Below are 22,467 nucleotides of genomic sequence, written 5' to 3' on the forward strand. Positions count from 1 at the left end.
GGCGTCGCGTGCGAAGCGCGCCGCCATGCGTGTTCATTAGCGCGCTTACTTGCCTGCGGCAGCCGCGACAACCTTCTGCGCAGCCTCTTCCATGCTGTCCGCCGAGATGATCGGCAGGCCCGAATCGGCCAGCATCTTCTTGCCGAGGTCCTCGTTCGTGCCCTTCATGCGCACGACGAGCGGCACGTTCAGGTTCACGGCCTTCGAACCGGCGATCACGCCTTCCGCGATCACGTCGCAGCGCATGATGCCGCCGAAGATGTTCACGAGGATCGCCTTCAGGCCCGGGTTCTTCAGCATCAGCTTGAACGCTTCGGTGACCTTCTCGGTCGTCGCGCCGCCGCCGACGTCCAGGAAGTTCGCCGGCTCGCCGCCGAACAGCTTGATCGTGTCCATCGTCGCCATCGCGAGGCCTGCGCCGTTCACGAGACAGCCGATGTTGCCGTCGAGCGAGATGTACGCGAGGTCGAACTTCGACGCTTCGATTTCAGCCGGATCTTCTTCGTCCAGGTCGCGGTATGCGACGATTTCCGGGTGGCGGAACAGCGCGTTCGAGTCGAAGTTGAACTTCGCGTCGAGTGCGATGACCTTGCCGTCGCCCGAGACGTTCAGCGGGTTGATTTCCGCCAGCGATGCGTCGGTTTCCCAGAATGCCTTGTACAGGCCTTGCAGGATCGCACGCGCTTGCGGGATCGAGGCAGCCGGCACGCCGATCTTCGCGGCGAGGTCGTCGGCCTGTGCGTCGAGCAGGCCCGTCGACGGCTCGACGATGACCTTGTGGATCAGTTCCGGGTGCTTTTCGGCAACTTCCTCGATGTCCATGCCGCCTTCGCTCGAACCCATCAGAACGATCTTTTGCGACACGCGGTCGACGACGAGGCTGACATACAGTTCCTGCTTGATGTCGGCGCCTTCTTCGATCAGCAGACGGTTGACCTTCTGGCCTTCCGGACCGGTCTGGTGCGTGACGAGCTGCATGCCGAGGATCTGGTTCGCGTATTCGCGAACCTGCTCGATCGACTTCGCCACCTTCACGCCGCCGCCCTTGCCACGGCCACCCGCGTGAATCTGAGCCTTCACGACCCACACCGGGCCGCCCAGCTCTTCTGCCACCTTGACGGCCTCTTCAACCGAGAACGCCGGCTTGCCGCGCGGTACCGCGACTCCGAATTTCCGCAGGATTTCCTTACCCTGGTACTCGTGAATCTTCATGCGTGATTCCCTTCAGTCTGAGAGTTGGATGAAATGTCGCTTAAGACGCTTCTTCGAATGATTTCCGTTCATTCCTTCGTGCTGCCTTCACCGGGCAGATCCGGCCGAATCGGCCCATACCACCGCGGGTAGTACTGCCGCACGACTTCGCCGTCGAACCGCAACGCGCGGCAGCGGCCGAGCTGAAAAGGCGGTTCGGCGTGCTCGCCGTCGTGATCCGGCCCTTCGCCGCCCTCCTCGCGCACGTTCCACACATCACCGGCGAACGCCTGGATCGCTGCCGTGGGCAGCACGGCGCACAGTTCGGTGAGATGGGAGCAGCCTTCGACGCCGGCGAGCAGCCGGTTCGCGTTGCGGCGGAAATTGCGGAAGAGATTGAGCCCGATGAGGGCCCGATAGGCGGGAGGGGCGGATTGACAGTGACCGGGATAGGGAACCCACTCCGACGACGCTTCGGCGTCGACGACATTGAGGTCACGATCGATGGTCACGCGCAGCCAGAGTTCGTGGATCGGCAGGCCCTGGGGCCGGATGCCCGACGCAAGCGCGACATCGCGCGGCTTGTGGTCGGTCAGGCAGGCTTCGATGTCCCACAAGCCGTCGCCGCGCTCGTAGGCTTCCGCTCGGATTGCGCGTCGATGTCGCAACTGACGGGGCACGGGCTCGGATAGCGGCATGCTGGAGGTTGAGGCCGAAGAGGAAAACCCGTGGATTTTAGCATATTGGGTATTCGAGGCATCCGGCCGCGAAGGCGGGTATTCCCGCCTGTCGGGAAACGGTTGCATTGCAGCAAAATCGCGCGCAGCGCGCGCGACCGAACCGGTCAGTCGTCGATCGGGAAATCGTCGCCGACTTTCAGCAACTTCACGATGGTCGAGCTCGAGAAGCCGCGCGCGGCAAGGAAGCGCGCCTGCTTCGCGCGCTCGGCGGGTGTTTGCGGCAGTGCACCGAATTTCTTGCGCCAGACGGCCTGCGCGCGGGCCCATTCGGTCTCGCGCAATTGCGCATTCACTTCCTCGACGAGCGTGTCGCCGACCGCATGACGCTTCAGCTCGCTGACGATGCGCGCGACGCCGACGCGCGACGCACGGCGATGCACGAGGCTCTCGGCAAAGCGTGCGTCGGACAGCCAGCCTTCCTTTTCCAGTGCATCGAGCACCGACTCGACGGATTCGTCCTCACCGACGTACGGTGCGAGCTTGCGCGCGAGTTCGGCCCGGCTGTACTCGCGCCGGGACAAATAGCCGAGCGCGCGGCCCTTCAGCGAACGCGGCGGTTTCGACGACTTGCGCTCGGCGGCGCCGGATTCGTCGCCGGACGCAGCGCCCGCGGAACCACCGGGCGCACGGCGCGTGCGACGCGGATGCTGGCTGCTGCGCGTATACACATCTTCCTTGGCCGACGCAGAGGCATCGGCCGCGCGCGCGCCCGGGAAATTGACACCGGACACGCGACGGCGCGACCGGTCGTGCGCGTCGAACGATTCGTCGTCGTCGAACGGATCGACCGGCGCGGTGATCTCAAACGAAACGAGGGCATCCTCGGATGCCCTCGTCGCGGTGCGGCTCGCGGCATCGCTGCCCGCGCTCCGCCGGTGGGCCCCCGAGGATTCGGCTTGCCGGCCGGAGCGACCCGCCGTGTCGGGCGCGTCGCTCGGTTCCGGTTCGCCAGCCTGACCTCGGCGCCCGACCATCACTCTTCTTCGTCCATCGCCTCGGCTTCGTCGAGCCCTGCACCATCCGGCATGGCGGCAACGCCGAGCGATTCGCGAATGCGGTTTTCGATCTCGCGTGCGATTTCCGGATTCTCGCGCAGGAATTCACGCGCGTTGTCCTTGCCCTGGCCGATCTTCTCGCCGTTGTAGCTGTACCAGGCGCCCGCCTTGTCGACGATCTTCGCCTGCACGCCGAGATCGATGATCTCGCCCTGGCGCGAAATGCCTTCGCCGTACAGGATGTCGAAGATCGCTTCGCGGAACGGCGGCGACACCTTGTTCTTGACGACCTTCACGCGGGTTTCGTTGCCGATCACCTCGTCGTTCTTCTTGATCGAACCGATCCGGCGGATATCCAGACGCACCGACGAGTAGAACTTCAGCGCGTTGCCGCCCGTCGTGGTTTCCGGGTTGCCGAACATCACGCCGATCTTCATCCGGATCTGGTTGATGAAGATCACGAGGCAGTTCGTGCGTTTGATCGTGCCCGTCAGCTTGCGCAGTGCCTGCGACATCAGGCGAGCCTGCAGGCCCGGCAGCGAATCGCCCATCTCGCCTTCGATTTCCGCCTTCGGCACGAGCGCCGCGACCGAGTCGATGACGATCATGTCGATCGAGCCCGAGCGCACCAGCGCGTCGGTGATTTCGAGCGCCTGCTCGCCGGTGTCCGGCTGCGAGATCAGCAGCTCCGGCACGTTCACGCCGAGCTTCGCCGCATACTGGACGTCGAGCGCGTGCTCGGCGTCGATGAAGGCTGCCGTGCCGCCCAGCTTCTGCAGTTCGGCGATGACCTGCAGCGTGAGCGTGGTTTTACCGGACGATTCCGGACCGTAGATCTCGACCACCCGGCCACGCGGCAAGCCGCCGACGCCGAGCGCGATATCGAGACCCAGCGAGCCCGTGGAGACGACCTGGATGTCTTCCTTCGCTTCGCCGTCGCCCATCCGCATGATCGATCCCTTGCCGAACTGCTTTTCGATCTGCGCGAGTGCGGCCGCCAGCGCCTTGCTCTTCTCGGCGGTCATCCCGGAGCCCTTCTTGCTATCTTCCATGAATCGTCCTTTGCTATGATGAGCAGCGTCTGTCAGAGGCGCGCCCGCTTTCAAGCGCTGCCCACGAATGCAGACACTGTATAAAAAAACAGTGTTTTATGCAAGCCCGCAATGCAGGCTGCGTTGTACACGGATAACTTCGGAGACAGCCGCGCACGCGTGAGCGCCCGCCGGCCATCGGTCAGCAACATGCGAATTCTCATCGCCGAAGACGACAGCATACTCGCGGACGGCCTCACCCGGTCACTCCGCCAATCGGGCTATGCCGTCGACCACGTGAAGAGCGGCGTCGAGGCCGATACCGCGCTGTCGATGCAGTCCTTCGACCTGCTGATCCTCGATCTCGGGCTGCCCAGGATGTCCGGGCTCGACGTGCTCAAGCGCCTGCGCGCGCGCAATTCCAATCTCCCCGTGCTGATCCTGACCGCCGCCGACAGCGTCGACGAGCGCGTGAAAGGGCTCGACCTCGGCGCGGACGACTACATGGCCAAGCCGTTCGCGCTCAACGAGCTCGAGGCACGCGTGCGTGCGCTGACCCGGCGCGGCGCGGGCGGCGGCCCGACCGTCGTGCGCCACGGCTCGCTCGCGTTCGACCAGGTCGGCCGTATCGCGTATGCGAACGAGCGCGTGCTCGACTTGTCGGCGCGCGAGCTCGGGCTGCTCGAAGTGCTGCTGCAGCGCATCGGCCGGCTCGTGTCGAAGGAACAGCTCGTCGACCATCTGTGCGAATGGGGCGAGGAAGTCAGCAACAACGCGATCGAAGTGTACGTGCACCGGCTGCGCAAGAAGATCGAGCCGAGCGGCGTGCGGATTTCGACCGTGCGCGGCCTCGGCTACTGCCTCGAGAAAGCCGCGCCCGCGGCGCCGGCCGACTCGCCCGCGGCCGCGCCCCCGTCCGCGGCCGCCGGCACGCCGCTGCGCTGAACCCGGCCGTCGCCGCGATGGCCACGCCGGCCCGTTCCCGCCATCCGACCGGCGATCAACCGTCCGCCGCCGACGCCGCGCGCGACGCGCGCTACGAGAACCCGTTCGCGCCGCCAGACGAAACCGACACGCCCGAGGCCGCGCGTCCGCGCTCGCTGTTCGGCGAAATCCTCGACTGGATGCTCGCGCCGCTCCTGCTGCTGTGGCCGATGAGCATCGCCGTCACCTACCTCGTCGCGAAGACGATCGCGAACAGCCCGTTCGACCGCGCGCTCGAGACCAACGCGTACGTGCTCGCGCGGCAGATCCATCCGGTCAACGGCGTCGCCGAGCTGACGCTGCCGCAGCAGACGCGCGACTTCCTGCGCGCGGACAACGTCGACAGCGTCTACTTCCAGGTGCTCGGCACGCGCGGCGAACTGGTCGCGGGCGAAGCCGACATGCCGCTGCCGCGCGACGAGGACCGTCCGCCGCCGGGCGTCGTCGCATTTCGCGACGACCTGCTGCGCGGCAACGACGTGCGCGTCGCGTATACGACGGTCGCGCTGCCGGAGTCGAACGGCACGCAGCCCGTGCTCGTGCAGGTCGGCGAGACGCTCGACAAGCGCAACGCGCTCGCGAACGACATCATCAAGGGCGTGATCCTGCCGCAGTTCGTGATCCTGCCGCTCGCGATCCTGCTCGTCTGGTTCGGGCTGTCGCGCGGGCTCGCGCCGCTCAATGCGCTGCAGGCGCACATTCGCGCACGCCGGCCCGACGACCTGTCGCCCGTCGAGGCGCAGCGCGCGCCGCCCGAGATCGAGCCGCTCGTCACGTCGTTCAACGACCTGCTCGCGCGCCTCGAACAGAACATGGCGCTGCAGAAGCGCTTCATCGCCGACGCCGCGCATCAGATGAAGACGCCGCTCGCCGGGCTGCGCACGCAGGCCGAGTTCGCGTTGCGCCATCCCGTGCCGCCCGACGTGCAGCGTTCGCTCGAACAGATCGCGACGAGCTCCGAGCAGGCCGCGCGGCTCGTCACGCAACTGCTGGCGCTCGCGCGCGCCGAGAACCGCGCGAGCGGGCTGACGTTCGAGCCGGTCGAGATTGCCGCGCTTGCGCGCCGCACGGTGCGCGACTGGGTGCAGGCCGCGCTCGCGAAGCGCATGGACCTCGGCTACGAAGGCCCGGAGGACGACGCGCCGCTCGAGGTCGACGGCAATCCCGTGATGCTGCGCGAGATGCTCGGCAACCTGGTCGACAACGCAATCCGCTACACGCCCGAAGGCGGCCGCATCACCGTGCGCGTGCGGGCCGAGCATGCGGCGCGGCGCGTGCATCTCGAGGTCGAGGACACCGGGCCCGGCATTCCGGCCGCGGAACGCGACCGCGTGGTCGAACGCTTCTACCGGATCCTCGGCCGCGAAGGCGACGGCAGCGGCCTCGGGCTCGCGATCGTCCGCGAGATCGCGGCGCAGCACGGCGGCACGCTGATGCTCGACGATCACGTCTATCAGAGCGAACCGCGCCTCGCGGGCACGCTCGTGCGCATCACGCTGCCGCTGTCGGACACCGCACCGAACCAATCCTGATACGCGCGGGTCCGTGCCGCGCGCCGCGATCGCGTCGAAACCGGCGTTTTCCTTCCGATTGCGACACGATCGGGATGCGAAACGGTCGATTCGACACGGGTTAACGCGCAGTCGTTTTGTGCCCGCGAGTCAGTGCGCCGTAAGTTTCCGTGCCAATAATCGTCGACAGGCCCGCCCTCCCAAGGCGGCCGCACATTTATATCAAGGGACTTGGAGACGATTCATGGCAACGTTAGGCGAGCAAATTTCGCACTCGCCGATGACGGGCGAAGAGAAGAAGGTGATCTTCGCGTCGTCGCTCGGCACCGTGTTCGAGTGGTACGACTTTTACCTGGCCGGATCACTCGCGGCCTACATCAGCAAGAGCTTCTTCTCCGGAGTCAATCCGACCGCCGCGTTCATCTTCACGCTGCTCGGCTTCGCGGCCGGCTTCGCGGTGCGGCCGTTCGGCGCGATCGTGTTCGGCCGGCTCGGCGACCTCGTCGGCCGCAAGCACACGTTCCTCGTGACGATCGTGATCATGGGCATCTCGACCTTCGTGGTCGGCTTCCTGCCCGGCTACGCATCGATCGGCATCGCGGCACCCGTGATCTTCATCGCGATGCGGCTGCTGCAGGGCCTCGCGCTCGGCGGCGAGTACGGCGGCGCGGCGACCTACGTCGCCGAGCATGCGCCGGCGAACCGTCGCGGCTTCTACACCGCGTGGATCCAGACGACCGCGACGCTCGGCCTGTTCCTGTCGCTGCTCGTGATCCTCGGCGTGCGCACGTTCATCGGCGAGGAAGCGTTCGGCAGCTGGGGCTGGCGCGTGCCGTTCGTCGCGTCGATCCTGCTGCTCGCGGTGTCGGTGTGGATCCGGCTGCAACTGAACGAATCGCCGGTGTTCCTGCGCATCAAGGCGGAAGGCAAGACGTCGAAGGCGCCGCTGACCGAAGCGTTCGGCCAGTGGAAGAACCTGAAGATCGTGATCCTCGCGCTCGTCGGCCTGACCGCCGGCCAGGCCGTCGTGTGGTACACGGGCCAGTTCTACGCCCTGTTCTTCCTGACGCAGACGCTGAAGGTCGACGGTGCCAGCGCGAACATCCTGATCGCGATCGCGCTGCTGATCGGCACGCCGTTCTTCCTGTTCTTCGGTTCGCTGTCGGACAAGATCGGCCGCAAGCCGATCATTCTCGCGGGCTGCCTGATCGCGGCACTCACCTACTTCCCGCTGTTCAAGGCACTCACGCACTACGCGAACCCGCAGCTCGAACTCGCGACGCAGAAGGCGCCGATCACGGTCCTCGCCGATCCGGCCACCTGCTCGTTCCAGTTCAACCCGGTGGGCACGTCGAAGTTCACGAGCTCGTGCGACATCGTGAAGAGCGCGCTCGCGAAGGCCGGCCTGAACTACGAGAACGTCGCGGCGCCGGCTGGCACGACCGCGCAGATCAAGGTCGGCGACACGGTGATCCCCGCGTATGACGGCAAGGCGGCCGACGCGAAGGCGCAGGGCGCGGCGTTCGACAAGACGCTCGCGTCGACGCTGAAGGCGGCCGGCTACCCGGCGAAGGCCGACCCGTCGCAGCTCAACTGGCCGATGACGATCGTGATCCTGACGATCCTCGTGATCTACGTGACGATGGTCTACGGCCCGATCGCGGCGATGCTGGTCGAGATGTTCCCGACGCGCATTCGCTACACGTCGATGTCGCTGCCGTATCACATCGGCAACGGCTGGTTCGGCGGCTTCCTGCCGGCAACCGCGTTCGCGATCGTCGCGGCGAAGGGCGACATCTATTCGGGGCTCTGGTATCCGATCGTGATCGCGCTGGTCACGTTCGTGATCGGTCTGCTGTTCGTCAAGGACACGAAGAACTCGAATATCTACGCGCAGGATTGACGCGCGCGGCGGGCGGCACCTCGCCCGCGACCCGTGCCGGCACGGGCTACCGGCACCTTTTTTCACTTTCCCGAAAAAAGGTGTTGACAGCCCGGCGGCATATCTACATAATTCAAGTCTTCGGCGAATTAGCTCAGTCGGTTAGAGCGACGGAATCATAATCCGCAGGTCCGGGGTTCGAGTCCCTGATTCGCCACCAAATGCGAAAAGCCGCTGTTCCGCAAGGATCAGCGGCTTTTTTCATTGCATCGCCCCGGCGTGCGCGCCTTCGCGCGTCGCCTGTCCATCAAGCACGTGCGGCCAGCGCCCTAAGCCACCACCGCCCCGCGCTGCGCATCGGGCACTTCCGCCCGCACCTTCCCCCGCCAGTTCTCCCCGCCCTCCAGCGCCGGCGTCGATTCGAACAGCTCCGCGATCCAGTCCGCGAACACGCGCACCTTCTGCGACAGATGCCGATTGTGCGGATACACGATCGAGATCGGCTTGGGCTTCGGATTGCAGTCGGGCAGCACCTCGACCAGCGAGCCGTCGCGCAGGTTCGGCAGCACCATGAACAGCGTCGGCTGGATCATCCCGAACCCTTCGAGCCCGCATGTCACGTACGCATCCGAATCGTTGACGGTGACGCTGCCGTTCATCCGCACTTCGACCGGCTTGCCCTCGATCATGAACACCCACGGAACCGCCCGCGCGCCGTGGCTTGCGCGGAAATTCACCGCATGATGGTCGGCCAGGTCGGCGATCTCCTGAGGCTCGCCGTGGCGCGCAAGATAGTCGGGCGACGCGCAGGTCACGCGCTTGAGCATGCCGATTCGTCGCGCGACCATCGACGAATCCTCGAGCGGCCCGACCCGGATCATGCAGTCGATGCCCTCCTCGACCGGATCCACGTAGCGGTCCGACAAGCCGAGATCGAGCGTGATGTCCGGATAGCGCTGCCGGAAAATCGACAGCGCCGGCAACACGACGCGCCGCCCGAGCGAACTCGGCATGTGAACGCGCAGCACGCCGCTCGGGTTGCGGTTGCCGGTCTGGAAACTCGCGTCGGCCTCAGCGATTTCCGAGATGATCTTCATGCAGTGCTCGTAATACGCGGCGCCTTCCGGCGTCAGCGACAGCCGGCGCGTCGTCCGGTGCATCAGGCGCACGCCGAGCAGCGCCTCGAGATTCTGGATGATGGTGGTCACCGACGCGCGCGGCATCGCGAGCGTCTCGGCCGCGCGCGTGAAGCTGTTTGCGTCGACCACGCGGGTGAAAACTTCCATTGCCTGGATGCGGTCCATGCTGCGCCCCCTTCGAATCGCCAACGGGACAGAATAGAGCGCGCCACCCACGCGGCACAAGCCCCAGGCTATTGTTCTCAACTTCTGAATAGTCGCGGCATTTCGGACTGGAAAGTGACGCGGATTCATGCAGCTCCGGATGCGACGGCTCCGCCCCGGCGGCAGCGCATTCGCCGTTCGCCGTTCGCCGTTCGCCGTTCGCCGCTCACCTGCCCATCACCGCACGAACCGCTCGCGATAACCCTGCGGCGACACACCGAGCACACGCACGAAACTGCGCCGCAGCGTCTCTTCCGAGCCGAAGCCGCACCGCGAGGCGATCCGCTTGACGGGCCACTCGGTTTCGCCGAGCAGACGCTGCGCGGCCTCGACGCGAATCTGCTCGACCGCGCGCGCGGGCGTGCGGCCGGTGTCCGCGCGGTAGTGGCGCACGAAGCTGCGCTCGCTCATGCTGACGCGCTCGGCGAGCGCCGGCACCGACAGGTCGGCCGTCAGGTGCTCGGCGATCCATGCGTGGAGTTCGCCGAAACGGTCGTCGGTGCGCTGCATCGACAGCATCGCGCTGAACTGCGCCTGCCCGCCCGGCCGCTTCAGGAACACGACGAGCTCGCGTGCGGCGTCGAGCGCGATCGCCCGCCCGAGATCCTCCTCGACCAGCGCGAGCGCGAGATCGATGCCGGCCGTCACGCCGGCCGAGGTCCACAGCGCGCCTTCGCGGATGAAGATCGGATCGGCCTCGACGCGCACGTTCGGATAGCGCGCCGCGAATTCGTCGCAGCGCGCCCAGTGCGTGACCGCGCGCCGCCCGTCGAGCAGGCCGGCCTCGGCGAGCAGGAACGCGCCGGTGCAGACCGACGCGACACGTCGCGCGCGCTGCGCCTGCTGCCGGACCCAGCGCACCGTCCGCGCATCGCGCGAAGCGGCGTGCACGCCCTTGCCGCCGGCCACGATCACCGTGTCGGGCCGCCCGGCCGAGCGCAGCGAATCGGCCATCACCACGACGCCGGAGGACGTCTCGACCGGCCCAGCCTCGGCGGCGACGACGCGCGGTGCATACGGCGCGGGCCGCCCGCGCTCCAGCGCGAGTTCGTTGACGGATGCGAACACCTGCAGCGGCCCGGTCACGTCGAGCAATTGCGCGCGGGGAAACGCGAGGACGACGATCGAACGTGGAGCGGCAGGCATGGCGATTGGCTGAAAACGTGGGTGATATGGCAATTTCGCCAAACACTACGCGCCTAGAATCGATCTGTCCATCGTGCGCCGGCCGCGGCGCATCCCCTTCCCTTCGGAGCATTCGCATGACCCTGCATATCGGCCTTCTCGTGTTTCCGGGCGTCCAGCAACTCGATCTCACCGGCCCGCACGACGTGCTCGCGTCGTTGCCCGACGCGACTGTCCATCTGGTCTGGAAATCGCGCGACACCGTCGTGTCGAGCAGCGGTCTCGCGCTCGCGCCGACCTGCACGTTCGACGATTGCCCGCCGCTCGACGTCATCTGCGTGCCCGGCGGGATCGGCATCAACGACCTGCTGCTCGACGCCGAAACGATCGCGTTCGTGCAACGGCGCGCGGCCGCCGCGCGCTACGTCACGTCGGTCTGCACGGGGGCGCTGCTGCTCGGCGTGGCCGGCCTGCTGCGCGGACGCCGTGCAACGACGCACTGGGCGTTTCATTCGCTGCTCGCGCCGCTCGGGGCCGTGCCCGTGCACGAGCGAGTGGTGCGCGACGGCAACCTGATCACCGGCGGCGGCGTGACGGCCGGCATCGACTTCGCGTTGACAATCGCCGCCGAACTGGCCGGCGACGAAGAGGCACAGTCGATCCAGCTCGCGCTCGAATACGCGCCCGCGCCGCCGTTCGATGCGGGCTCGCCGGATACCGCGCCGGCGTCGGTACTGAAGCGCGTGACCGAACGCACGGCGGCAGGACTGGAGAAGCGCCGGCAGACGATCGACGCGGCCTTGCGCGCGATGTCGCACTGAAGACGAGCACGCGCAAACCGAGGGCGGGCGAGCCACCAGGCTACGCCGTCTGCCCGAGTTTCATGGCATTCGCATCGACGCACCGAGATCGACCGATGAAGATCATCCGCAGCACCGCATTCACCGCGCAACGCCCGTGGGGCGCGCTCGACATCGCGAACCTGAACGGCATCACGGTCCGCCTGCACTGGACCGATCGGCCATACAGGTGGCACGTGAACGATGGCGAGGAAGTTTTCGCGGTGCTCGACGGCCGCGTCGAGATGCGCTACCGCTCGGCAGGCATCGAGCACGCGACGGTGCTCGAAACGGGAGACGTATTCCACGCGACGATCGGCACCGAACACGTCGCGCACCCGCTCGGCGAAGCGCGCATCCTCGTGATCGAGACCGAAGGCAGCGACTGACGACGGGCGTCAGCCCGAGATGGTGCCCGTGCCCTGCGACGGGATCAGCTTCGGCTGCGGCGTGCACAGGCATTGGCACAGGTCGTGTTCGAGCGCGACGACCTTGCCCATCACGGTCATCGTCCGCTCGCCGCCGTCGGACACGATCACGCCCTGGCTCTTGCATGCGGCGCAGAACACCGGCGCACCGAGATACGCGAGTTCGCGGCCGTCGAATGACGAATTGGCGATGCCGTCGAGCACGACGCCGCCGTGATCGGTCGTATCGCCCTTCAGGATGAATTTGCGGCTCATGGTTCGGCTCTCCCTCGGAAACGCCGCGCAACACGGCGTCGGGCCGTGCGCGGGCAGTCGGTATCCGCCCGTCGGTCGCGGGCGTTTCGCGAGGATATCACCGCGCGGCCGATCGTCGAATGCACGGTGTTCGGCGCGGCGTTCGCGCTGTCGTTGCACGCCGACGCCGTGTCGTGCGCGCCGAAGGTCGTCATGGAAGTCGACGGATACGCGAGCGGATGAAGGAGGCGTTCCCGACCGTGTCGGCTGGCGTGCTCAAACGAACAGCGCGACGCAAAGCGCGGCGCCGCACAGATACGTGCCGAGCGCGCCGATAAAGCGCAACGGGTTCGGCCTGCCCATCGTCGGCCATGCGAGCAGCCCGATCACGAGCAGACAGCGGCACGCGGTTGCCGCGACGATCAACGACACGATCGCGCGCGACGGGTCGTGCGCGCCGAAATAGAGAAACAGCACCGCGAGAAACGGCGCGTATTCGGCCGTGTTGCCGTGCGCGCGCACGACCTTGTGCAACCCGTCGGTCGGATCGGACGCACACCCGGAACCGGTGGTGTGCCGAAAGCGCGTGACGGACACGACCAGGCCAAGCCCGAACAGCAGCAATCCCAGGACCGCCGTACAAACGAGCGCGACGGGATGGATCGACATGGAAACCCCGATGAAAGCGGACGTGCGCCGCACATCCGGCGATCGTACCTGCAGCCGCAGCCGCCGGCTATCGCGGAAACCCGCAGCTTCCTCATGTGGCGGTGGATCGCAGCCGGATCTGACCCGTTTTGCGCCCGACACGGCAATGCACGACGCCGGTGCGTGGACCGCCGGCGCCGCCAGCGGCCGTCGTGTCCGGGACTCAAACGGCACGCGCAAACGTTACGCCAAGACGCCATGCGCACCGCGCCGCAACGCCGCTTGCCGCATGTCACAGGCATGCGCGTTGCGTCGACGCATCTCGGTAATGAACCACCCTTGGCAGCCCGCTGCGGAGGACTACACTAATCCTTAATGAGGTGCGGCTGGAGCCTGCGCCTTCAGGGAGACGCCGCCATGAATCGGCCGCTGAATCGCATCCTGCCGCGCGTGACCGGGAGTGCCTCGGTCTGGACGTGGATCAAGTGGTCCTTGCTGGCCGCGCTGGTGATCGCGATCGCGATCCTCGCGCGGCTCGTGATGACCGAGATCGAGACGTCGCGCCTGCAGGCGCACTACCTGTCCGAGCTCACGCGCGACGTCGGCTACACCGTCGAGACCGGCGCAAGCGACCATATCCGCTTCCCTGCCAACGGGCCGTACGACCAGCGCCTCGGCTATTCGATGATTCCCGCGTTCCAGCAGCGCCTGCTCGCGCGCGGCTTCGTCGTCGGCAAGCAGGCGCGCGATTCGCAACGCATGCTGTCGCTCGCCGATCACGGCCTGTTCCTGCCTTACGAAGAGAAAGACCAGGCCGGGCTGATGCTGTTCGACTCGACCGGCTCGCCGCTGTTCGCGACCGTGTTCCCGCAGCGCGTCTATGCCGACTTCGACACGGTGCCGCGTGTGGTCGCGGATTCGCTGTTGTTCATCGAGGATCGCTACCTGCTCGACGCGAACCAGCCGAACCGCAACCCGGCGATCGACTGGGGCCGCTTCAGCCGCGCGCTCGCCGACCAGGCGCTGCACGTCGTCAACCATCACCAGGCGCGCCCGGGCGGCAGCACGCTCGCCACGCAGATCGAGAAGTTCCGCCACTCGCCCGACGGTCGCACCGCGACGCCGCCGGAGAAGCTGCGGCAGATTGCGTCGGCGTCGGTGCTCGCTTATCTCAACGGCCCGCAGACGATGCTCGCGCGGCGCGCGATCCTGGTGCGCTACCTGAACTCGGTGCCGCTCGCCGCGCGGCCGCACGTAGGCGAAATCACGGGCATCGGCGACGGTCTCGCCGCGTGGTACGGCCGCGACTTCAACGACGTGAACCGGATCCTGTCCGCGCCGACGACCGGCGACAACGTCGACGAACAGGGCAAGACTTTCCGCGAGGTGCTGTCGCTGATCATCGCGCAGCGCGCGCCGTCGTACTTCCTGAATCGCGGCTATCCGGCATTGCAGAAGCTGACCGACAGCTACCTGCGGCTGCTGTCGAACGGCGGCGTGATCTCGCCCGCGCTGCGCGATGCTGCGCTCGCCGCGCAGATCGAGCGCAGCGCGCCGCCGGCGGCCGCGCGCGTGCAGTCGTTCGTGTCGCGCAAGGCCGTGTCGTCCGCGCGTGCTTCGTTGCTGTCGGCACTCGGGATGAGCGACCTCTACCAGCTCGACCAACTGGACCTGGAAGCCACCAGCACGCTCGACAACGGCGTGCAGCAGGCGGTCGCCGAACGGCTCGCGCGGGCGTCGACCCGCGACGGCGCGCAGGCCGCCGGCCTGTATGGCTTCGAGATGCTCGCGCCGAAGGACGACCCGTCGCATCTCACGTACAGCTTCACGCTGTACGAACACCGCAACGGCGCAAACATGCTGCGCGTGCAGACCGACAGCGTGAACCAGCCGTTCGACGTGAACCGCGGCGGCCGCATCAACCTCGGCTCGACCGCGAAGCTGCGCACGCTGATCACCTACCTGCAGATCGTCTCCGACCTGCATGCGCGCTACGGCAACCTGTCGAACGCGCAACTCGCGAAGGTGAAGCCCGATCCGATCGACGGGCTGTCGCGCTGGGCGCTCGATTACCTGTCGCATACGCGCGATCGCTCGCTGCGGGCGATGCTCGACGCGGCGGTCGAACGCAAGTATTCGGCGAGCCCCGACGTGTTCTACACGGGCGGCGGCGCGCAGGTGTTCTCCAACTTCGAGAAGTCGGACAACAGCCGCATCCTGACGCTGCATGCGGCGTTCGAGCACTCGGTCAACCTCGTGTTCGTGCGGCTGATGCGCGACATCGTCCATTACGAGATGCTGCAGGCGGCCGGCCCGTCGTCGTCGTGGCTCGGCGATCCGGAGCAGCGCAAGCATTATCTCGAGCAGTTCGTCGACGGCGAGAGCAAGGTCTACGTGAAGCGCTACTACACGCGCTATGCGGGCAAGGCACCCGACGACGCGCTCGCGCTGATGCTGAAGGACGTGCGCAAGTCGCCGCCGAAGATCGCGACGGTGCTGCGCAGCGTCGCGCCGAACGAATCGCTCGCGTGGTTCAGTGCGCAGATGCGCGCGCAACTGAAGGGCACGCCGGCCGCGACGCTGTCGGACGACGATCTCGCCGCACTCTACGCGAAATATGCGATCGAACGGTTCAACCTGAACGATCGCGGCTATATCGCGAGCGTCCACCCGCTCGCGCTGTGGACGCTCAACTACCTGCGCGCGCATCCGGACGCGCCGCTCGGTGACGTTCAGCGCGACAGCCGCGACGCGCGCTTCTACACGTACTCGTGGCTGTACAAGACGCGCTACCACGCAACCCAGGACCGGCGCATTCGCCATATGGTCGAGCTGCGCGCATACGGGGAGATCACGAAAGCGTGGCGTGCGCTCGGCTACCCGTTCGCGGAAGTCACGCCGTCGTACGCGGCCGCGATCGGCGCGTCGGGCGACCAGCCCGACGCGCTCGCGAAACTGATCGGCCTGATCGCCAACGGCGGCCAGAAGGCGCCGACCGAGACGATCACGCGCCTCGACTTCGCGAAAGGCACGCCGTACGAAACGCGTTTCGTGCGCGCCGCCGCGCAGCCGCAACCGATGCTGTCGCCCGAGATCGTCAACGTCGCGCGCACGCTGCTGCGCGACGTCGTGCTCAACGGCACCGCACGGCGTCTCGCGGGCGGCTTCACGCTGCCCGACGGCAAGACGCTCGACGTGTACGGCAAGACCGGGACGGGCGACCAGCGCTTCAACGTCTACGCGCGCGGCGCGCGGTTGATCGAATCGCGCAAGGTCAATCGCAGCGGCACGTTCGTGTTCGTGCTGGGCGACCGGTTCTTCGGCGTGCTGACGGCGACCGCGCACGAGCCATACGCGGCACGCTACGACTTCACAAGCGCGATGGCGGTGCAGTTGCTGAAGTCGATGGCGCCGGCGCTCGCGCCGCTGATCGAGCGCCCCGTCACGGCCGGCACGCGCACGGCAGGCCCCGCGCCGCAGGCGGAAACGCCGGCGCCGCAGGCCGCCCCGGTCGAGCCTTCGTGACGGCAGCCCGCACGCTCGGGCGACGCTCCGGCCGCACACATTGGCGCGGACGATCCAAGCGCGTACAGTAACGCGCACCGCGCCGCGCGCATCGTGCCGCAGCGCCCTTCCGATCCGTTCCGACCAAGAGGAAAACCGCCATGCTCGAACTGCGCCCCGGCTGCGAATGCTGCGACAAGGACCTGCCGCCCGATTCGCCCGACGCACGCATCTGCACCTTCGAATGCACGTTCTGCGCGAGCTGCGCCGACAACGTGCTGAAGGGTCGCTGCCCGAACTGCGGCGGCGATCTGGTCGCGCGGCCGCGCCGCCCGGCGGGCCTGCTCGCGAAGTATCCGGCGTCGACGCAACGCGTGCTGAAACCGGGCGGCTGCGCGAACCACTGACCGCCTGCACCGCCCTTCCCGTCAGGACATCTCGATTCGCGCGCGCGTGATGGCAAGCAGCGACGCCATCGCGCGGCGCGCGCCGTTCTCGTCGCGCACGCGGATCGCATCGCTGACGGCCGTGTGCTCGGCGAGCGATGCATTGAACACATGCGCGCGACGCGCGTTCAGATGCAGCTGAGCCTCGAGCGTGCGGTCGATCAGCGCCCCGAGCGGCACCAGCAGCTCGTTGCCGCCGGCCTCCAGCACGCTCAGGTGAAAGCGCAGGTCCGCGCGCACCCATTCGTCGACGTTGCGCGCGGCGGCCATCGCGCGCACGGCGTCCTCGATCGCGGCGAAGGCGTCCGGCCCGTGCGTGCGCGCGGCCAGCGCGGCCGCATGCGGCTCGATCATCTCGCGCATCTCCTGCAGCTTCAGCGCGAACGCGAGCGGCGGCGCGACGCGCGCGTACCAGTCGAGCAGGTCGGCGTCGAGCAGGTTCCATGCGCGGCGCGGGCGCACGCGCGTGCCGACCTTCGGCCGCGATTCGACCAGCCCCTTCGACGTCAGCGTGCGCAGCGCCTCGCGCAGCACCGTGCGGCTCACGCCGAACATCTCCATCAGGTCCGGCTCGCGCGGCAGCAACGACTCGGGCGGATAGTCGCCGCGCAGGATCGCCGTCGCCAGCCGGAAGGCCGTCTGTCCATGCAGGTCGCGTTGAATGATCGTTCTCCGGTGACGGGCAACGCCGCGGCTGCCCACTATCTGCACAATAGTGCTATTAATACTATTTTTTATCGGGCTACGCTAGGATAACCGTCACGTATTCGACCGGCGCCGCATCCGCACGTCCGCGCCGGCCACTCCTGGAGACTCGCGACATGAAAATCACCCGCCTCGAAACCTTCGTCGTCCCGCCGCGCTGGCTGTTCCTCAAGATCGAAACCGACGAAGGGATCGTCGGCTGGGGCGAACCGGTCGTCGAGGGCCGCGCGCACACGGTCGAGGCCGCGGTGCACGAACTCGCCGACTACCTCGTCGGCAAGGATCCGCTGCTGATCGAGGATCACTGGCAGGTGATGTACCGCGCCGGCTTCTACCGCGGCGGTCCGATCACGATGAGCGCGATCGCGGGCGTCGACCAGGCGTTGTGGGACATCAAGGGCAAGCATCACGGCGTGCCCGTGCACGCGCTGCTCGGCGGCCAGGTGCGCGAGCGCATCAAGGTGTATTCGTGGATCGGCGGCGACCGGCCGAGCGACGTCGCGAACAACGCGCGCGCGGTGGTCGAGCGCGGCTTCAAGGCCGTGAAGATGAACGGCTCCGAGGAGCTGCAGATCGTCGACACCTACGACAAGGTCGAGCAGGTGATCGCGAACGTCGCGGCGGTGCGCGACGCGGTCGGCCCGCACGTCGGTATCGGCGTCGACTTCCACGGCCGCGTGCACAAGCCGATGGCGAAGGTCCTCGCGAAGGAGCTCGATCCGTACAAGCTGATGTTCATCGAGGAGCCGGTGCTATCGGAGAACGCCGAGGCGCTGCGCGACATCGTCAACCAGACCAACACGCCGATCGCGCTCGGCGAGCGGCTCTATTCGCGCTGGGACTTCAAGCACATCCTCGCGGGCGGCTACGTCGACATCATCCAGCCCGATGCATCGCACGCGGGCGGCATCACGGAGTGCCGCAAGATCGCGACGCTCGCGGAAAGCTACGACGTCGCGCTCGCATTGCACTGCCCGCTCGGGCCGATCGCGCTGGCCGCGTGCCTGCAGCTCGATGCGGTCAGCTACAACGCGTTCATCCAGGAACAGAGCCTCGGCATCCACTACAACCAGGGCAACGACCTGCTCGACTACCTGCGCAACCCCGAGGTGTTCCGCTACGAGGACGGCTTCGTCGCGATCCCGCAGGGCCCGGGGCTCGGCATCGACGTCAACGAGGAGAAGGTGCGCGAGATGGCGAAGACGGGACATCGCTGGCGCAACCCGGTGTGGCGTCACGCGGACGGCAGCGTCGCCGAATGGTGATGAGGAAGTGAGGGGAAGTGCGTTGCGCGGCGCGCATGCCGCGCAACGGCTTCGAGACGGCCGCCCGACAGGCGGCCGTTCGCGCATCTGCGGCACGTGACGCGCGGGCAACCGGCCCGGCACCGCGCCGCCGCCCGCCCGTCAGCCGAGCGCGGCGAACCCCGGCACGCTGAACGACAGCACCGCGGCCGCGACGAACACGCCGATCATCGTCAGCGCCTCGAGATGCAGGATGTTGCGGAACGTGTGCGCGTCTTCGGTCGACGCGGTGCGACGCAGGCGCGGCAGCGCGGAGAAGCGGTTCAGGCCGCCGAGCACGAGCGCGAGCGCGACGAGCAGCAGCTTGAGCAAAAGCACGCGCCCCCACGTGCTGCCGTCGAGCGGCGCGAGCGAGCCGCCGAGCCCGCGCAGCGCATTGAGCACGCCCGTGCCGAGCACGAACACGACCGCGATCACCGACGTACGCGACAATTGCTGGCCGATCCGAATCAGCGCGCCGCGCGCGACCGACGAGCCGAGCACCGGCAGCACCGCGAGCCCGCCCGCGAGCACGAGGCCGCCCCACACCGCGGTGGCGAGCAGGTGCAGCGTCTGCACGCCGACCGCCGCGGACAGCGGGCCGGTGTCGGCCGCATGGCCGAGCGATGCCTTGCCGGCCGCGATCACGATCACCGCGAGCCACAGCACCGCGTGCGCGACCGGGCCCTCCGGCTTTGCCAGCGCGACGATCGCGAGCACGACGGCGCCGCCGAACGCGACGCTCCATGCGAAGCCCGTGTGCGTCTGCGCGAGCATCACGGGAATCGCGGCGAACGCGCCGCCGAGCCCCGCACCGCTCATCGATGCGGCTTCGTACACCAGCCAGCCGAGATCGGCGAGCACGAGCGCCAGCGCCGCCGCGACCAGCGAATGTTGCGCGCGCAGCCATGCAGGATGCGACGGCGCGACGACCGGCCGCGCACCGTCCTTGCCGAGCCATGCCTTGAGCAACGCCGAGCCGACGGCCATCGCGAACGTCGCGTCCACCAGCGCCGCCAACGCGACCTGCCCGATCCACAAGCTGTCGATCCTCATCGTGCGCGCCCTCCCGGGAACGGCCGGCCCGCGGCGCGGCGGCAAGTGGAACGACAGCGGAAAGATGGCAACGGCACGATAGGGAACGTCATCGATGAATCCGGAAACGTGGGAAATGACTGGGTCTGCGGCGGAGGCGGCGCCGCGCGACCCGCGAGTGTACGGTCTTCGATGGTCAAAGCGCACGCCGGTTCACACGATCGGCGCACAAAGCGCGTCAAATTGTCGCAAGTCGCAAACAGACAGGAACCGATGTCCTTTCGCCAAATAGCCGTCATTACCCATCGATGATAGAATGCCGCGTCGCAGCAGCCCGGCTGTCCTGCCGTCCATGCGCCGAGCCGATCGTAGCCCGGACAGGTCCCCGACGAATAAACATGGAGTCTCGTGTGTCTTCAAGACGCCTCTTCCGTCCGTTGCTTGCCGTTCTCCTGATCGGTGGCGCGGGCCTTATGAGCGCTGCCCAAGCGCAGACCAAGCCCACGGAGCAAGCGCACGCCCAGCAGGCGCCGCTCAAGGCACCCGATACGATGGCCGAGCGCGTGCGCGGCTGTACCGCATGCCACGGCGTCCACGGCCAGGGCACGGACAACGACTATTTCCCGCGGCTTGCCGGCAAGCCCGCCGAGTACCTGTACAACCAGCTCGTCAACTTCCGTGACGGCCGGCGCAAGTACCCGCCGATGAACTATCTGCTGACGTACCTGAACGACGATTACCTGAAGGAAATCGCCGAGCACTTCTCGGCCGAGCGCCCGCCGTACCCGACGCCGGCCAAGCCGACGCTGCCGGCTGCCACGCTCGCGCGCGGCAAGCAGCTCGTCACGCAAGGCGATCCGTCGCGCAAGCTGCCGGCCTGCGTGGCCTGCCACGGCGCGGGGCTGACCGGCATGCAGCCGGCAATCCCGGGCCTCGTCGGCCTGCACGCCGACTACCTGAGCGCACAGCTCGGCGCATGGCGCTCGGGCAACCGCCACGCGAAGGCACCGGATTGCATGCATGAAATCGCGTCGAAGCTGTCGGACGAAGACGTGACGGCCGTGACCGCATGGCTCGCCGCGCAACCGGCGCCCGCCAACCCCGTGCCGGCCCCGGCGCGTTCGATGAAGACTCCGCTCGCCTGCGGCAGCGAACCGCAATAAGGCAAGGGAGACAGACACAATGAAACGCAAGTCCCTGTTTGCACTCTCGGCCGTCGCGATCGTCGCGGCTGCCGCCCTCGTGCCGGTCCTGTGGCCGGCCAGCGACACGCTGCACGGCAATGCCGCCGTCGCGGCCACGCCGGCCGACCAGGCCGCGCTGATCAAGAAGGGCGAATACCTCGCACGCGTCGGCGACTGTATCGCGTGCCACACCGTGCGCGGCGGCAAGTCGTTCGCGGGCGGCCTGCCGATGGCGACGCCGTTCGGCACGATGTACACGCCGAACATCACGCCGGACGACAAGGACGGCATCGGCAAGTGGACGTCGGACGACTTCTACCGCGCGATGCACACCGGCCGTTCGAAGGATGGCAGCCTGCTCTACCCGGGCTTCCCGTTCGCAAGCTACACGAAGGTCACGCGCGCCGACTCGGACGCGATCTACGCGTACCTGCGTTCGGTCCCGCCGGTATCGGTGCCGAGCCGTCCGCACGAACTGAAGTTCCCGTTCAACAACCGCAACCTGCTGATCGGCTGGCGCACGCTGTTCTTCAAGGAAGGCGAATACAAGCCGGATCCGACCAAGTCGGTCGAATGGAACCGCGGCGCGTACCTCGTCGAAGGCCTCGGCCACTGCTCGATGTGCCACACGTCGATCAACATGATGGGCGGCCCGGTGAATTCGGCAGCCTTCGCGGGCGGCCTGATTCCGCTGCAGAACTGGTATGCGCCGTCGCTGACGAACGACAAGGAACTCGGCCTCGGCGACTGGCACGTGCAGGAGCTGTCGGACCTGCTGCAAGCCGGCGTGTCGAACAAGGGCGCGGTGTTCGGCCCGATGGCCGACGTCGTGCACAACAGCCTGCAGTACATGAGCGACGAGGATACGCGCGCGATGTCGACGTACCTGAAGTCGATCCCGCAGAAGGCTGAAGCGCCGAAAAACATGCAGTACGAGCCGTCGAAGCAATTCGGCAACGCGCTGTTCGATCAGGGCAAGAAGATCTACGCGGACAACTGCGCGACCTGCCACGCCGAAACCGGCGCGGGCAAGCCGCCGGCATATCCGCCGCTCGCGGGCAACCATTCGATCGTGATGGAATCGGCGGTCAACCCGATCCGCATGGTCCTGAACGGCGGCTATCCGCCGAGCACGTTCAAGAATCCGCGTCCGTACGGGATGCCGCCGTTCGCGCAGTCGCTGTCGAACCAGGAAGTCGCGGCGGTCGTCACGTATATCCGGATGTCGTGGGGCAACAACGGTACGCCGATCTCGCCGCAACAGGTGAGCGACCTGCGTTCCGCGCCGCTTGACTAAATAACGCGCGACACAAACGGGGGCGCGGCTGCGGGAAACCGCAGCCGCGCCCCTTTGCTTTT

20 protein-coding genes and 1 tRNA gene are annotated in these 22,467 nt (G+C 67.3%); 11 read left to right on the forward strand and 10 right to left on the reverse strand.

Annotation, left to right across the window (positions count from 1 at the left end; all coding sequences use genetic code 11):
- Positions 1-45: 45 nt before the first annotated feature.
- The 4 genes from sucC to recA all read right to left on the reverse strand — a co-directional run bounded on the left by sucC (position 46) and on the right by recA (position 3,978).
- Positions 46-1,212, reverse strand: coding sequence for an ADP-forming succinate--CoA ligase subunit beta (gene sucC, locus WS51_RS23675; protein ID WP_059447790.1), 1,167 nt, complete (start codon positions 1,210-1,212; stop codon positions 46-48).
- Positions 1,213-1,280: 68 nt separating this feature from the next.
- Positions 1,281-1,889 (reverse strand): DUF2889 domain-containing protein, encoded by a 609-nt coding sequence (locus tag WS51_RS23680; protein ID WP_059447791.1) that lies wholly within the window; start codon positions 1,887-1,889, stop codon positions 1,281-1,283.
- Between the two features lie 146 nt (positions 1,890-2,035).
- A complete protein-coding gene (gene recX, locus WS51_RS23685) occupies positions 2,036-2,905 on the reverse strand; it encodes a recombination regulator RecX (protein ID WP_069229844.1) in 870 nt (289 codons plus the stop codon).
- Positions 2,905-3,978 (reverse strand): recombinase RecA, encoded by a 1,074-nt coding sequence (gene recA / locus WS51_RS23690; protein WP_059447793.1) that lies wholly within the window; start codon positions 3,976-3,978, stop codon positions 2,905-2,907. The genes recX and recA overlap by 1 nt, the downstream gene beginning before the upstream one ends.
- Positions 3,979-4,167: 189 nt before the next feature.
- On the opposite strand from recA, the gene WS51_RS23695 reads away from it, so the two are divergent.
- From WS51_RS23695 to WS51_RS23710, 4 genes are all read left to right on the forward strand, one after another.
- The gene (locus tag WS51_RS23695; RefSeq protein WP_059447794.1) at positions 4,168-4,902 is read left to right on the forward strand and encodes a response regulator transcription factor; all 735 of its coding nucleotides are present in this window, start codon (positions 4,168-4,170) and stop codon (positions 4,900-4,902) included.
- Positions 4,903-4,919: 17 nt separating this feature from the next.
- On the forward strand, positions 4,920-6,473 hold the full coding sequence (locus tag WS51_RS23700) for a sensor histidine kinase (protein WP_069229845.1): 1,554 nt from the start codon (positions 4,920-4,922) through the stop codon (positions 6,471-6,473).
- 223 nt (positions 6,474-6,696) lie between these two features.
- Positions 6,697-8,355 carry an MFS transporter gene (locus WS51_RS23705; protein ID WP_059447796.1) on the forward strand — a complete coding sequence of 553 codons (1,659 nt, stop codon included), beginning with the start codon at positions 6,697-6,699 and terminating at the stop codon, positions 8,353-8,355.
- 122 nt (positions 8,356-8,477) lie between these two features.
- Positions 8,478-8,554, forward strand: a tRNA-Met gene (locus WS51_RS23710).
- Positions 8,555-8,663: 109 nt separating this feature from the next.
- On the opposite strand, the gene WS51_RS23715 is transcribed toward WS51_RS23710, so the two are convergent.
- Together WS51_RS23715 and WS51_RS23720 are read right to left on the reverse strand one after the other, a co-directional pair.
- Entirely contained in the window at positions 8,664-9,638 is a 975-nt protein-coding gene (locus WS51_RS23715; RefSeq protein ID WP_069229846.1) for a LysR family transcriptional regulator, read from the reverse strand.
- Between the two features lie 216 nt (positions 9,639-9,854).
- Positions 9,855-10,823, reverse strand: coding sequence for a GlxA family transcriptional regulator (locus WS51_RS23720; RefSeq protein ID WP_059506809.1), 969 nt, complete (start codon positions 10,821-10,823; stop codon positions 9,855-9,857).
- Positions 10,824-10,939: 116 nt separating this feature from the next.
- Between WS51_RS23720 and WS51_RS23725 the strand changes: the two genes are divergently transcribed.
- Together WS51_RS23725 and WS51_RS23730 are read left to right on the forward strand one after the other, a co-directional pair.
- The gene (locus WS51_RS23725) at positions 10,940-11,623 is read left to right on the forward strand and encodes a DJ-1/PfpI family protein (RefSeq protein ID WP_059506810.1); all 684 of its coding nucleotides are present in this window, start codon (positions 10,940-10,942) and stop codon (positions 11,621-11,623) included.
- A gap of 95 nt (positions 11,624-11,718) precedes the next feature.
- On the forward strand, positions 11,719-12,030 hold the full coding sequence (locus WS51_RS23730; RefSeq protein ID WP_059447818.1) for a cupin domain-containing protein: 312 nt from the start codon (positions 11,719-11,721) through the stop codon (positions 12,028-12,030).
- Positions 12,031-12,039: 9 nt separating this feature from the next.
- On the opposite strand, the gene WS51_RS23735 is transcribed toward WS51_RS23730, so the two are convergent.
- Both WS51_RS23735 and WS51_RS23740 read right to left on the reverse strand, forming a co-directional pair.
- Complete coding sequence (locus tag WS51_RS23735; protein WP_059506811.1) at positions 12,040-12,324, reverse strand: PAAR domain-containing protein; 285 nt, start codon at positions 12,322-12,324, stop codon at positions 12,040-12,042.
- Positions 12,325-12,579: 255 nt separating this feature from the next.
- Positions 12,580-12,972 carry an MAPEG family protein gene (locus WS51_RS23740; protein WP_059447820.1) on the reverse strand — a complete coding sequence of 131 codons (393 nt, stop codon included), beginning with the start codon at positions 12,970-12,972 and terminating at the stop codon, positions 12,580-12,582.
- A gap of 396 nt (positions 12,973-13,368) precedes the next feature.
- Between WS51_RS23740 and WS51_RS23745 the strand changes: the two genes are divergently transcribed.
- A complete protein-coding gene (locus WS51_RS23745) occupies positions 13,369-16,476 on the forward strand; it encodes a biosynthetic peptidoglycan transglycosylase (protein ID WP_069229847.1) in 3,108 nt (1,035 codons plus the stop codon).
- Positions 16,477-16,616: 140 nt separating this feature from the next.
- Positions 16,617-16,862: a DUF1272 domain-containing protein gene (locus WS51_RS23750; protein ID WP_059799465.1), complete on the forward strand. Its 246-nt coding sequence runs from the start codon at positions 16,617-16,619 to the stop codon at positions 16,860-16,862.
- Between the two features lie 21 nt (positions 16,863-16,883).
- Here WS51_RS23750 and WS51_RS23755 read toward each other — a convergent pair whose 3' ends face one another.
- Positions 16,884-17,603 carry a FadR/GntR family transcriptional regulator gene (locus WS51_RS23755; RefSeq protein WP_230944281.1) on the reverse strand — a complete coding sequence of 240 codons (720 nt, stop codon included), beginning with the start codon at positions 17,601-17,603 and terminating at the stop codon, positions 16,884-16,886.
- A gap of 119 nt (positions 17,604-17,722) precedes the next feature.
- Between WS51_RS23755 and dgoD the strand changes: the two genes are divergently transcribed.
- Complete coding sequence (gene dgoD, locus WS51_RS23760; protein WP_059447823.1) at positions 17,723-18,871, forward strand: galactonate dehydratase; 1,149 nt, start codon at positions 17,723-17,725, stop codon at positions 18,869-18,871.
- A 141-nt stretch (positions 18,872-19,012) separates the two neighbouring features.
- Here the strand turns inward: dgoD and WS51_RS23765 are convergent, their stop codons facing one another.
- Positions 19,013-19,945, reverse strand: coding sequence for a CopD family protein (locus WS51_RS23765; protein ID WP_069229848.1), 933 nt, complete (start codon positions 19,943-19,945; stop codon positions 19,013-19,015).
- Between the two features lie 377 nt (positions 19,946-20,322).
- On the opposite strand from WS51_RS23765, the gene WS51_RS23770 reads away from it, so the two are divergent.
- Complete coding sequence (locus tag WS51_RS23770) at positions 20,323-21,087, forward strand: c-type cytochrome (RefSeq protein ID WP_059447825.1); 765 nt, start codon at positions 20,323-20,325, stop codon at positions 21,085-21,087.
- Positions 21,088-21,106: 19 nt separating this feature from the next.
- Entirely contained in the window at positions 21,107-22,405 is a 1,299-nt protein-coding gene (locus tag WS51_RS23775; RefSeq protein WP_059506813.1) for a c-type cytochrome, read from the forward strand.
- The last annotated feature ends 62 nt before the right edge of the window (positions 22,406-22,467 follow it).

This window comes from Burkholderia territorii (assembly GCF_001718335.1).
Classification (GTDB): domain Bacteria; phylum Pseudomonadota; class Gammaproteobacteria; order Burkholderiales; family Burkholderiaceae; genus Burkholderia; species Burkholderia territorii.

Excerpts from the sequence above, each read along its gene's own strand:
- WS51_RS23740 (WP_059447820.1), bottom strand. The coding sequence starts at position 12,972 with ATGTCGATCCATCCCGTCGCGCTCGTTTGTACGGCGGTCCTGGGATTG.
- recX (WP_069229844.1), bottom strand. The coding sequence starts at position 2,905 with ATGGTCGGGCGCCGAGGTCAGGCTGGCGAACCGGAACCGAGCGACGCG.
- WS51_RS23705 (WP_059447796.1), top strand. The coding sequence starts at position 6,697 with ATGGCAACGTTAGGCGAGCAAATTTCGCACTCGCCGATGACGGGCGAA.
- WS51_RS23695 (WP_059447794.1), top strand. The coding sequence starts at position 4,168 with ATGCGAATTCTCATCGCCGAAGACGACAGCATACTCGCGGACGGCCTC.
- WS51_RS23765 (WP_069229848.1), bottom strand. The coding sequence starts at position 19,945 with ATGAGGATCGACAGCTTGTGGATCGGGCAGGTCGCGTTGGCGGCGCTG.
- WS51_RS23730 (WP_059447818.1), top strand. The coding sequence starts at position 11,719 with ATGAAGATCATCCGCAGCACCGCATTCACCGCGCAACGCCCGTGGGGC.
- WS51_RS23770 (WP_059447825.1), top strand. The coding sequence starts at position 20,323 with ATGGAGTCTCGTGTGTCTTCAAGACGCCTCTTCCGTCCGTTGCTTGCC.
- WS51_RS23700 (WP_069229845.1), top strand. The coding sequence starts at position 4,920 with ATGGCCACGCCGGCCCGTTCCCGCCATCCGACCGGCGATCAACCGTCC.
- WS51_RS23680 (WP_059447791.1), bottom strand. The coding sequence starts at position 1,889 with ATGCCGCTATCCGAGCCCGTGCCCCGTCAGTTGCGACATCGACGCGCA.
- WS51_RS23725 (WP_059506810.1), top strand. The coding sequence starts at position 10,940 with ATGACCCTGCATATCGGCCTTCTCGTGTTTCCGGGCGTCCAGCAACTC.
- sucC (WP_059447790.1), bottom strand. The coding sequence starts at position 1,212 with ATGAAGATTCACGAGTACCAGGGTAAGGAAATCCTGCGGAAATTCGGA.
- WS51_RS23735 (WP_059506811.1), bottom strand. The coding sequence starts at position 12,324 with ATGAGCCGCAAATTCATCCTGAAGGGCGATACGACCGATCACGGCGGC.
- WS51_RS23720 (WP_059506809.1), bottom strand. The coding sequence starts at position 10,823 with ATGCCTGCCGCTCCACGTTCGATCGTCGTCCTCGCGTTTCCCCGCGCG.
- recA (WP_059447793.1), bottom strand. The coding sequence starts at position 3,978 with ATGGAAGATAGCAAGAAGGGCTCCGGGATGACCGCCGAGAAGAGCAAG.
- WS51_RS23750 (WP_059799465.1), top strand. The coding sequence starts at position 16,617 with ATGCTCGAACTGCGCCCCGGCTGCGAATGCTGCGACAAGGACCTGCCG.
- WS51_RS23715 (WP_069229846.1), bottom strand. The coding sequence starts at position 9,638 with ATGGACCGCATCCAGGCAATGGAAGTTTTCACCCGCGTGGTCGACGCA.
- dgoD (WP_059447823.1), top strand. The coding sequence starts at position 17,723 with ATGAAAATCACCCGCCTCGAAACCTTCGTCGTCCCGCCGCGCTGGCTG.
- WS51_RS23745 (WP_069229847.1), top strand. The coding sequence starts at position 13,369 with ATGAATCGGCCGCTGAATCGCATCCTGCCGCGCGTGACCGGGAGTGCC.
- WS51_RS23775 (WP_059506813.1), top strand. The coding sequence starts at position 21,107 with ATGAAACGCAAGTCCCTGTTTGCACTCTCGGCCGTCGCGATCGTCGCG.